This is a genomic window from Chryseobacterium sp. P1-3, assembly GCF_000738495.1.
Taxonomy (GTDB): Bacteria; Bacteroidota; Bacteroidia; order Flavobacteriales; family Weeksellaceae; genus Chryseobacterium; species Chryseobacterium gallinarum.
In genome coordinates this window covers 182088-193979 of sequence record NZ_JPEQ01000002.1, presented here as the reverse complement: position 1 = coordinate 193979, position 11892 = coordinate 182088, and the positions used below count along the sequence as shown (strand labels likewise).

At 31.1% G+C, this 11892-nt stretch carries 12 protein-coding genes; 3 read left to right on the top strand and 9 right to left on the bottom strand.

The features are described 5' to 3' along the window. Positions 1–26: 26 nt before the first annotated feature. From HX13_RS01560 to HX13_RS01545, 3 genes are all read right to left on the bottom strand, one after another. The gene (locus tag HX13_RS01560) at positions 27–1055 is read right to left on the bottom strand and encodes a hypothetical protein (protein WP_050019681.1); all 1029 of its coding nucleotides are present in this window, start codon (positions 1053–1055) and stop codon (positions 27–29) included. A 14-nt stretch (positions 1056–1069) separates the two neighbouring features. Further along, the gene (locus tag HX13_RS01555) at positions 1070–2431 is read right to left on the bottom strand and encodes an ATP-binding protein (protein WP_050019680.1); all 1362 of its coding nucleotides are present in this window, start codon (positions 2429–2431) and stop codon (positions 1070–1072) included. Between the two features lie 336 nt (positions 2432–2767). Further along, on the bottom strand, positions 2768–3835 hold the full coding sequence (locus tag HX13_RS01545) for a ComEC/Rec2 family competence protein (protein WP_050019678.1): 1068 nt from the start codon (positions 3833–3835) through the stop codon (positions 2768–2770). Positions 3836–4543: 708 nt separating this feature from the next. On the opposite strand from HX13_RS01545, the gene HX13_RS01535 reads away from it, so the two are divergent. From HX13_RS01535 to HX13_RS01525, 3 genes are all read left to right on the top strand, one after another. Then, positions 4544–5203, top strand: coding sequence for a hypothetical protein (locus HX13_RS01535; protein WP_050019676.1), 660 nt, complete (start codon positions 4544–4546; stop codon positions 5201–5203). A 211-nt stretch (positions 5204–5414) separates the two neighbouring features. Beyond that, entirely contained in the window at positions 5415–6041 is a 627-nt protein-coding gene (locus HX13_RS01530; RefSeq protein WP_050019675.1) for a YozE family protein, read from the top strand. A 64-nt stretch (positions 6042–6105) separates the two neighbouring features. Further along, on the top strand, positions 6106–7191 hold the full coding sequence (locus tag HX13_RS01525) for an IS481 family transposase (protein ID WP_050019674.1): 1086 nt from the start codon (positions 6106–6108) through the stop codon (positions 7189–7191). 356 nt (positions 7192–7547) lie between these two features. Here the strand turns inward: HX13_RS01525 and HX13_RS01520 are convergent, their stop codons facing one another. The 6 genes from HX13_RS01520 to HX13_RS01485 form a co-directional block, all read right to left on the bottom strand. Beyond that, positions 7548–8894: a hypothetical protein gene (locus tag HX13_RS01520; RefSeq protein WP_050019673.1), complete on the bottom strand. Its 1347-nt coding sequence runs from the start codon at positions 8892–8894 to the stop codon at positions 7548–7550. A 436-nt stretch (positions 8895–9330) separates the two neighbouring features. Next, positions 9331–9576 (bottom strand): hypothetical protein, encoded by a 246-nt coding sequence (locus HX13_RS01510; protein ID WP_128572151.1) that lies wholly within the window; start codon positions 9574–9576, stop codon positions 9331–9333. A gap of 58 nt (positions 9577–9634) precedes the next feature. Continuing rightward, positions 9635–9904, bottom strand: coding sequence for a hypothetical protein (locus tag HX13_RS01505; RefSeq protein WP_050019670.1), 270 nt, complete (start codon positions 9902–9904; stop codon positions 9635–9637). Beyond that, positions 9904–10440 carry a hypothetical protein gene (locus HX13_RS01500; protein ID WP_050019669.1) on the bottom strand — a complete coding sequence of 179 codons (537 nt, stop codon included), beginning with the start codon at positions 10438–10440 and terminating at the stop codon, positions 9904–9906. Before HX13_RS01500 ends, HX13_RS01505 begins: the two co-directional genes overlap by 1 nt. Before the next feature lie 537 nt (positions 10441–10977). Next, complete coding sequence (locus tag HX13_RS01490) at positions 10978–11529, bottom strand: Swt1 family HEPN domain-containing protein (RefSeq protein ID WP_128572150.1); 552 nt, start codon at positions 11527–11529, stop codon at positions 10978–10980. Positions 11530–11546: 17 nt separating this feature from the next. Then, the gene (locus HX13_RS01485; protein ID WP_050019666.1) at positions 11547–11852 is read right to left on the bottom strand and encodes a hypothetical protein; all 306 of its coding nucleotides are present in this window, start codon (positions 11850–11852) and stop codon (positions 11547–11549) included. Between the last annotated feature and the right edge of the window lie 40 nt (positions 11853–11892).

Below are 11892 nucleotides of genomic sequence, written 5' to 3'. Positions count from 1 at the left end.
CATAGTATACAGCAGATGATCCATCTTCAAAAAACGACCTCTATAGTTTCCACCTCTCTCTTTTCTATAGACAGAAGAATTTCATAATTTTTTTCAAAAGCAGTATTTAAAAATGAAATAAGAAAATCAAGAGCTTTTTCACTGTGATACAAAAACATCCAATAAAAAAAAGTAAGATAACCAGATGGTAATCCATAATCATGTTCGAAATCGCTGTTTATACCAAAATCATTTACTTTAGGCTCTCGAACCAGCATACTGCTAATACTTCCCGGTGCATATTTTTTTTCTTTCTGGGGCCAGTCCTGTGTAGCTATTTGAATAACTTCATCAGGAAAAAAGCGACAAATTTGATCTGAAATAACTCCCCCAATAATATAAGCTCTTATTTCCCATAAAAAAGCTGGATCAGTCCACCTATCATTACCTGTTTCAGGAATAAGGCAAGCTTGAATAATGGATGCAACAAGTTTCTGATCGGCTTCCGTTAACTTAAAAAGAGTTTCAACATATTCTTTTATATATGCAGATGATTTCCTACCTAATCTTTTCTGAGCAGAATGAGCCTGAAGTCTAAAAATAAAATCTTCTAACAGAAAAGCAGCACTTTTTGCACCAGGTGGAAGAAGGCTCTGATTAAATTCAGAAAGCTGTTTTGCCCATGATTCAATAAGATTCAAATATTTTAATTCAAAGCTTGGGAGCTGCTTAACTTCATTGATATTAACTTTAATGAAATCTATTATATAATCCCATCCAGAACCAACTGGCAGAAGATCATCAAAATTTCTTTTTTTAGGATCTATTTTTTTACAACCGGTTTGAAGTAAATAGATTATACGATTCAATAACGTTGCTCCATCTTCAAGAAGGTGTACCTTTAAACTATCCAAAAGTACTTTTGAATGATTTGATCTAAGCGAAACAATCAATAGCTCATCTTTCCAAGACTGGGACAAAGTTTCATCATTTAAAAGCTCGTGCATAAAATATACGGAAGCTTCCGGTTCATATTCATAAAACTCTTCCATCCATAATCTGAACGCCCTTCTCATGGCCGGAGTATTTTCTATTGAAAGTAAAAAATTTTTTTTGAGTTCGTAATCTCTAATTTTTGATGTCTTATAAATCTAATCAGTGCCCAATCTTCCAATATATCGTGAGATGGACTCAAAGCACCGGCATCGGATAAATCATCTAACTGGAGAATATTATCTCTAACAAGATCAGCGGTAATAGTCTCATCACCATCATATGTTGTAAAAAGAGACATTTCTCTAGATCTTTTAAGACAAATCTCGTAAAAAACCGTTCCACGCTTTGTTTGATTATTTTCAACAATATGTTGCCACATCAATTTTTTAAATTTCAACTCATCTAATTTCTGTTCATCTAATAATTGGGGTATGATTCGAACAGCTTTATCCATGTAATATGGAGTACGTAATAAGTGATTCACTTTAGGATTTTCCAATAACGGATTAATGTCAGGTATATTTTCACGGATAAGTTCCATTTCTTGATCACTAAACTCGTTCACTTGAAAATAAGACGTATTTTCAGGAAGCTCATAATAATAATTGATCCTGAATTTCTGCAAAAGGTAGTCTCTAATGGTTAATATTACAGTTATATTAGGGTTTTTCGATATCAGTTCGAGCATTTCATTAAATGCTCCGGAAATATCTGATTCTATAAGCTTTTCGAAACTCTCAATCCAAATCAGAAAATACTTATTTGATAGAGGACTTGATAATAATTGCTGAATATCCACTTTACATCTGGAACTTTTTAAAGCTTCGCTCAGTGTATCACAATAAAGATTCTCCGGTGTAAAAGTTAAAATTGTATAATCACCTGCTGCTTTTAAATTTGCAACAGTTGACTTCGTTAATGCAGATTTTCCAACCCCAGGATTTCCATGAACTACTACAATATTATTATCTTGTATTAACTTCAATAGACCTGCATCATCACGAAGAACATTATAATCGCCAATTTTTTCACGTGTTCTGGCATTAACTCTTTTTTCATTCTTTTCTATTTCCTCAAAACTGGTAAGAACTTCCTGATTCGTTTCCGCATATATACTATTAATTAGGCTGAATTTAGGTGGAATTATTTTGTTGTAAGCCAAAATTTTTGTCACGATAAAAACTCCACTATCTTCGTAAGTGTGGATAATTCCTGTGAAATAAATGTTACCATATAAAAGTGAATAAGCGCCACTCCCTGATAAACCTTCAACATTTTCAAGTGCCTGCTGATAATATGTATCCAAAGGTTTTTTAGTCTGTAAAATAAACCTATTAGTATTACTCTTATCATCTTCTATAAATTTCATCGGAAATGGCCGATCAGCTTCTTGATTATTAAAATTAGCAAATCCACGAATTTGATAATCAAGAATTGAATCCTCCGTATCAATCACCTGGCAAAAAAAATTGTTTGCCGGTAAGCGGAATAATATCCTTTTTCAAAAGAATTAGCAATGCAATATCTTCTTCATTTTCAGAAACATTCACAATGTCATTTTCAGTTAAATTATAGGAATGAAATGTCAATGTCTCCTCATTAAAAAATCTTTTCGAGTTTAATATCTGTAGTTATAAATTCTTTATTGAAATCCTTTCCTGTCAGACAATGCTTGGCAGTCAGTACGTAGACATAATCTAAATCAGCGTCGGGGAAATATAAAACAGCTGTTCCAATTTCACCATTACACATAATTTTAATTGTTGCAAGTTGCGGTATATTTTGATTCATATTATTTATTTAATGGTAAATAAGCAAGAATTTTACTTTCTAATCCCAGCTGCGAATAGCTGCAATCGAAATTGTAATTTTCAAATGCATCGTTATCTACATCAAACATACCTCTCAATTCTTGGGTATCACAAGCAAAATGTATATCTATGATTTCGGAATCTCTTTTATTATTAGTAATCACCCGGACAATTGTCTCTTTATCAGGATGTCGATTATGAATACCATTTCCCGTTATGACATAAGAATTAGTTTGAACAATTTCTAATAGTTCAGGACTTGTATTTGCTTTACTGCCATGATGCGACAACTGCATAAATTGAACTTTTACAGGATTGTCCTCTGAAAAATCAAGAGTCTTAAGGCTGTCAACTATATCTGAAGGATGACTGTCAGACAGCAGTAGTGCCCTTACTTCCCCGAATTCAGCAAGAACAGCAATGGAACTACCATTAACTGGGTCTGTATCAGTATAAAATTTAGTAGCACTTAGTTCTTCTATATTCTTTTTGTGATCAGACTGAATTTCAGTTCTGCCAATCTTTCCATTACTTTCTTCTTTTTTCCATAATTCAGTCGCAACAGCCTCTTTCTCTAATGTTGGTGAGAGAATAGTTATTTTTAAACCATAACATTCAATAGGCCTGGTTATCGTATTTATTGGAACTGTAGTAAGAAGATTATGCTTAGTCAGAAAATCTCTAAGGACAATACCATCTCCGACCGAAATTTTACCATTAGATTCTTTTACCATTTCAGGTGAATGATTGAATAAAAAATTCTTCACGGCATTTTGTTTATCATAAATTCTTTTATCTGCAACAAAACCTTTTACAGCACCAATATGATCACGATCTATATGGCTAATTATCCAATTTTCAATCTGTTCACCTACAGTTAAAATTTCTTTAATTAATGGGCCAAAGGAATTTTTATATTCTTTACCATATCCACCATCAATTAGTATATTATGCCAATTGGAGTCATTTCCGAAAAAACGAATAAAAATTGCATCTCCACCGCCTATGTCAAAAAAATGAAAACTAATTTGATGTGTTTTTTGAATCATAAAATAATGGTTATTTATTTATTTTCCTAAAATAATAAAAGCTGGCTTGAAAAAGTGAAAAATTATTAAAATATCAAACGAAATGTCAAATTAATACGTTCTTTCATCGATACTGCTGACTTAGCAATTCGATGCTCTCGATTTTCCTGAAGATCACCTTTCATAATAAGTAATTATCCATTAGGAAGCAGAATACAATATTTAATTTGATGATGGTCTTTTTTCTGAAGTCAAAGTTTCTGGTCAGTCCAAGGCTGATGGAGGCTATGATCAGGTGTTTTCCATATCGACTTTTTTTTTCCCTGTTAAGGAGCAATATTTTAACACTGTACATTTCCGTGATAGTTAAAAAAAAATTTCTTTTAAAAGAAGGTAGTATCTATCTTCTATTAGGAACGGTCGAAATTGGCTATCATTTCCCTACAGTTACAATTACGAAGATGGCTAAAATGCCATTGATCGGCGATCCTAGGTATTCGATGGATGAACAAAAATCCAGAGAGATGGAACGAAATCTTCGTGAAGATGTGAGCCTGACTTTTAGAGAACCATATCCGCAAGCATATGAAATTGGACTGCCAAGACATAAAATGTGATTACAAGTTCTCAATAGTTACTTGATAGATTTATTATAATCCGAACGTCTATAATTAATTACATCAAACATTAATATTTCATTTACAAAATATTATTCCTAATTTTATAGCTATGAGTAATACCTTACACATCAATAGAAATCAACTTGAAAGTCCTCTGGAAGAAATCTTCATCCAGCAATTTGAAAAGTTCGTAAATGATCGTTTTGAAATAATTCCTCAATACGAGGTACGAAATTCTGCGGGACTTTTCCGCTTGGATTTTTTACTGAAATCCAATGACTACATGGTTGCGATTGAGCTTGATGGAAAAGAATTCCACGATGAATGGAGAGATGAATGGAGAGATGCTCACATGCTGGGAAATGGACAAGTAGATTGTATTTATCGTTTTAGGGGAAAAGATATAACAACCTATATCAATGAATGCATTTACTCTTTATACTTAAATGATCATAAGCTGTTTGATAGTCGTTACACCCAAGTATCCAAGTCGCTCGTTGATACAGAAGTATTTTCTTACCCCGGCTCAGAGTTCCGACATTTGTCTGATTGTATAATTTATTCAATTCCTACGGCCAATGAATATGGAGAGAGCACAGGAAGGCATCATGATATTCGAATGATCAGAAGATGTAAAAATGATAGCTCTCAGTATTGGAATAAACTTTTTGAATTTTCACAAAAGCATCCTGAAAAGAAACTTGATGAATTAATTATTCAACGAAATAAAGATCGTAAGTCTGACAATGGTCATTTCGACTCTATTTAATTAATGATGTTTTACTATTTTTTGGTATCCTATCCTTTAATTACAATAATTTTAATATATTTGTGGAAGGTATTTTCTACAGAGCCTGCCACCCACTAGAAGCAAAGCTGATAAGCACTGTAATTATTATAATTGAATAACTTTTGTTTACTACACAAGAGTGATGGTTAGTGGGTGACATTTATTTCTTGTGAAATAAAAGAAAAATTCAATGGAATCGAATAATCATACAATCAATTTCTATAAGTTAGAAGCAAAAAAGCTTAAAAGAGAAATGGGAATTCAACATACTGAAGCCCTTACAATTACTGCAAAAAAATACGGATTTTCAAATTGGACACACTGTCTTAAAACTTTTGATGTTACTCCAAAACAATCAAACAATACAACAAAACAACTCATATTTAATGATTGGTTAAGTAAACAAGTGAATAGGGATTCGCCATTAGGCGATTTGGCCAGAGACATGAAAACAGATAACACTTGGCCTATATTTGACAACTATGATCAATATGAGTTCTATTTAGAATCAAAAGAAGCAATCAGACAGGCAGTTTCTACTTTGAAAAATGCTTGGAAAACATATAATGCTTATCTTAAACGCAGTCTGTTGCAGAAGAAGCATAAAGAAGTGCAGACAACACCTAAAAAAGATGTTAGAAAAATAGTTTTCATAAAGAATGTCATTCCTTTACATTATAGTAAAAGAACAATTGAAAAGTTTAATATAGGAGATCATGCATGGATTTCCAACGATGGACGTAAAGCAATCCCTGTAATAATTACAGAGGTAGATGAACATCACTACTCATTCAAGATTGAAAGACCTTTAAAATGAATTAGTCAACACTTAATCTGACAGTTATAATCAAATTAAATAACTTTAAAACAGATTAAGTATTATGACTACCCAACAAAAAATCATCAAAAACAAGTTAGGTGTACTTGAATTAGCACAACATTTGGGAAACGTATCCAAAGCATGTAAAGTAATGGGATATTCCCGAGATAGTTTTTATAGATTCAAAGAACTATATGAACAAGGCGGAGAACTTGCCTTGCAGGAAATTTCCAGAAGAAAACCTGTATTAAAGAATCGTGTAGACGAGTCGATTGAGAAAGCTGTTATTGATATAGCGATAGAGAATCCAGCTTTAGGACAACTTAGAGTAAGCAATGAGCTCAGAAAGAACGGTTTTATTGTTTCACCAGGTGGAGTTAGAAGTATCTGGCTCAGACATGATCTCCATACATTTAAGCTTCGTTTAAAAGCTCTGGAAGCCAAATCCGCACAAGAAGGAATTGTTCTTACAGAAAGTCAACTTACTGCTTTAGAAAGAGCAAAAGAGGAAAAGAAGGCACATGGTGAGATAGAAACTTACCACCCAGGGTATTTAGGATCTCAGGATACATATTATGTAGGAAATATTAAAGGAGTTGGCCATATTTATCAGCAAACCTTTATAGATACCTATTCTAAAGTTGCATTTGCAAAGTTATATGACCGTAAGAATGCACTTATTGCTGCTGATATGCTTAACGATCAGGTTGTTCCTTTCTTTGAGCAGCAGGAACTTCGCTTACTTAGGATTTTGACTGACAGAGGAACTGAATACTGCGGAATAAGAGAACAGCACGAATATCAGTTATATTTGGCTATTGAAGATATTGATCATACCAAAACAAAAGCTAAAAGTCCTCAAACCAACGGTATTTGTGAACGTTTTCACAGAACCATACAAGACGAATTTTACGCAGTTGCCTTCAGAAAGAAAATTTACAGAAGTATCGAAGAACTCCAATTGGATCTTAGCAGCTGGCTCCTGTATTACAATGAAGAAAGAACACATACAGGAAAGCATTGTTATGGTAAAACTCCAATGCATACGTTTTTGGATAGTAAGCCTATTGCAAAAGAGAAATTATTGGAAACTCTTGCAGAGGAGCAAAAAATCCTTACTTTTGGAAGTAAGGACAATATTGGATAACTGACAATTATTTTTAACCCTTAACTGTCAGATCAAGTCGTGGCTATTACATTTAAAAAATGCAGGCGACGAATTTTACTACCGATTAGATGAAGTCCGAAGCACTCCTGAACTTGCCTGTATGAATCGTATGACTAGATAATCTATCATATCTCTACTATTAAACGAATAACTACTTTTAGCACTTTCATATAATGTCCTTGGTTATTTACCAAGGACATCTTTATTGGATTAACTTATACCTTTGGAGATATACTTCCCGAGTATCTTACATTTAATCTAAACTATTGGTTTAGTCTTTCCACCTTAATTGTAAAATTTTAACTACTTATCTTCTTTACCATTTATAGAAATTCTTAAATTTGACTTTCAATATTATCAAAATAAGGATGTTGAATTGTATATACAGCATCAGTATCTTCTGATGTAATAACAAAATCTGGATAAGGGTTTTCGTTTTTTAGGAGCCTATCAAAATCGTGAATAGTATAACACTTGCTTTGGCTATTGTACATATATAAAGTTGGAGCATTAATGATAAAAATACCTACAACTTCAAAATCACTTAAATCGACTTCAATTGGGTCAGTCGCCCGTAATTTAAAATGGTTTTGAATAACAATGATATTATCCTTTGCCCAGTCCACTTTTCTTTTCAACTGCTTTTCATACTTATCTTTAAAATTACTATAATCTCTTTTCCAGTTATTGTAATCAAATCTGGATCGATTATGTTTACATTCAGAAACATATATTTTCTTATTATTCAAATCAAGAAAAAGAATATCAATGTCACCTATAGTATTATTGATATTAATAAATTGCTTCTTAGCAGACTGGAAACTTTCGATATCAACCTCATAAGGGTATTTTTTTGTTTTGATTAACTCGATTATAGGATTCTGCAGTGTCTTATCATGGGTATTATCTACTTTCTCAATAAACTTTTTAAGATCATTATTAACTTTCCATTCAGGCGGAAAAATTCCAAATGGAAAGCAATTTGTTGATAGCTGTGAAATACTTTCCAGCCATTTATTAGCACCAATTATATGGTATTGTTTGCCATCAATGGAATATTCTAAAATAGGTCGATATATATGTCTGTATATATCTTGGTTTTTATAAAAGCTCTCTTCAATACTTAAAGCATTTTGCTTTGTAATGGTCAAACCTTCATAGAAACTATCAAGAAATGTATGATCAACACCTGTATTAGCCTTAATACTTTTAACAATTTCAGGAAAAAGTGTAACACCTAATCGGTTCTCAGATTTTTGTAAATTTTCTGCAACAAAGTAACATAGATCATCATATTTAATAGAATACTTATCTTCAGCTAAAAGTTTAAAATCATGAATGCAATCCGAGAGAGCAACTTCTGAATTATGATTGTTTAAATCATTGAAAATATAAGAAAAGAATAATGGGTAAGGCTGATAGGTTAGAAAAGCAATCTCTTTTTCTTTCCCTTCATATTTAACACCTATTGCTTTTGGAAATAATTGAACTCTTGCTAAATATTCGCTGGAAATAAATGCCCACTCGCCAATATAAATTAATTCTTCAAGAAACGTGCAATAATCTAGCATATTATCCTGCATTTCTTTAAAAAAAATAGGAGCACCTTTAAGATTATATTTTGTAGACTGCTCAAGTATAATCTTTAAAATTCGGCGTGATCCCGCAAATTTTTTCTTCATTAATACTTAGCCGATACCCTTCAATTTGTTTTTGATGCAGCTCAATTGAATCTTCATGTAGATTATGACAAAATAAGTAAAATGAAAATCTTTTTTCACTTTGAATCTTGTCTTCCAGTTTTTTACAGAAAAATGTAAAGCTGAATTTAAGAATTTCACTTACAGTTTTAGGGTCAGTAATTTCAACTTCTGTTTGAAAAAATTTCTCTTTTAAAAGCTCAGAGAATTCAGGCCAGTAAATATCCTTGTATTTATCATCTGAAATAACAATCCTTTTACCTTCAATATTGTATCCTGGCATTTTTAAGTTTTATAGTTATTAGTAAGTATAAAATTAAAAAAAATAGACTTGCTTATGATTAGAAATCATAAAATAAATTACACTTGATATTTAAATTTAGTTTTTTTTGCATTTTTAAGAATACAGATTTTGTAATTATGTATAAATCTTGTCATACAAATCATCAATTTTGAAATTAAGATTTCTAACCTCCTTATTGTTCAATATCTTATTAATCCCCAATATGATTAATTGAGAAACAATCACTTTCATCTCCCAATAAAGATCTTGTGAAAGCACGTCTTTCCCATTAAGTTTTATATATTCATATCCTCTGTAGTAAGATCCTCCATGTGCTATTTCATTTCTAATTTTAAAAACAGCATCTAAAATTCCTTTCATTTTTTTAGCATCGTTCTTATTATGTGTCAAATGAATTATACAAAACAACTTCATAAAATCAGATGATGCATTTTTTTTCAAATAATCCCTCCATTGCATAAACCAAATCTAGGAGCTTATCCATATCCTCGACATGAGATTCAACACTTATTAAATATCTTTTTAAAGACCATAAATTACAATCCCATACTTTAGCAATTCCCGATAAATTATTTTTCAGATTTATTATTCGTGATTTAGTAATTAAGACATGATGCATGAAAACATCTGTTTTCAGATCTTCGTAAAAAGTTTCTCTTCTTTGACTTGAAATGAATAATCCCACCATTAAAAAACGTTATTCAATCCCATCACGGAAGTTGTTGGAAAAGTTAAATGTAATGCAGATAAAAATAGAAATGAAATCTCTTTCTGTAGTGCCTTATATTGATTATAACTCTGAATAAAATCATAAGGAATTGAATTCAGATTTTTAATTTGATCTCTGGAAGGTATCAATGTTTTTCGGGTTAATTGAGTTTCTATTATGGCTATTCCTGTTGAATAATGCCAGTTTTTATAATTATCATCAACATTAAAATATGAATAAATCATTCCTAGATTATTAAAAACATAATTTTGGACACGATTTGTTTCAACAAAACCACTCCTAAATTTCGGCAGAATTTTAATCAAAACTTTTTCGACCTCATCAGAGACAAAAGTTTTCAGACCATAGTTAAACCCATATTCTACTTTTTTTTCTGCAATATTTAATGTAAGAATATGCTTTACATTATCGGTAATATCAAGAATTATTTCCTCATCAGAACTATCATCTGCATCGAAATAGCACGGAATAAGCCATTGAATTTTGGTACTCATATAAGTAATGTTACTTGAATAATATTAAATCACTAATTTATCAATCAGATTATAGATTTCTATTTACCTGTTTAACTTGTTCTTTAGGTTCATAATATAATTCTATAATCTTCTATTTTCTCTATGGTAATTTTAATTTCCACATTAGTAATAATTTTTTCTCAGAGATAAGTGTGTTTAGTTTTGGTTTCCATTTAATTTTACTTCACTTCTATTTTTCATTTAGCAGAAACTTTTCTGCGAACACATCCATCTTAGATTCTTGCACTTTTTATTTGATTTTTCACAAAATCTATTCTCTCATTATCTAAGGTTAAAGCTTCATTAAGTAAAGATTTTTGGAGATCCTTATAATCTTCAAAACAGTTCAATAATTCTAAATGAATACTTTTCTTATGAATAGGTACCGTTATTGATTCTAATTTAATAATTGTATCATCCAAATTTGAGATGAGAGAAGATAAATTATCTTTAATCTTAAAAAGCTTTTGTACCTCATCAAATTCGGCATCAATTTCCTTCTTATGATATACAGGTTTATACTTCCACTTCTTTCATTATTTTTTTTATTTTACTTCTCCAGTTCTCAGTTAAAAAAACAGATTGAAATGATTTTAGTTCAAGCAGAACAACAGACAGTAAATCTTGGTGAAGATGTTTTAGATTTTTCAAATCTAGATGTGAAATGGGTCTATTATGAGCTTCTTCCCTTCTTAATTTATTTAAAGTATCCATCGAACTTTTAAATTGTGCGGGACTTTGGAAATAGTTTGCGAATAGATTAAAGTTAGATAAGATAATTTCTTTCACTTGTAATGTAAAAGTATAAGCAATCAAAATATTACCCTCATTACAATCTACTCCAAAATTGTTAAAATAGATTTTCTTAACATCCTTTTTTATTTTATGGTCTATTTCATTAGACCACCAATCATCACCAAATTTATCTTTGAACTTTAATTTTACAATTTCTCTCAATCCATTCTCAATTTCAGAAATTATCTGCTTAGCTTGAGCAAGGCGATAATCTTCTGTATTTTCCTGAAAAAAAAGTTGATGAAAGCCATTCAATGGATCTTCCGGTTCCAATAAATTCCGCTGTAGCTTTAGTCGATAAAGCATATAAAAATTTCATTATCGTCCTGATCAAATGCCCGGACTGCATAATTCTTTAGATCAACATTATCATATTGATTGTTTCTGAAGATACCATTAAAACAACCCATAATTGCAGTCATTTCTAATTTTATATCATATGAATTTCTTGCAACAGCATAAAAGTCGCAGCAAAGGGTATCTTCGTTAAGAAGGTAAACGTCTTTGACATTTATTTTTTTACAACTCTTATTCAAAATATGGATTATCTTCAGTGAACCACTTACCACATTTGTTAAATTCTCAATTGTTATCATTACTACAGTTTTAAAAATTATTTTAAATAAACGTTCAATA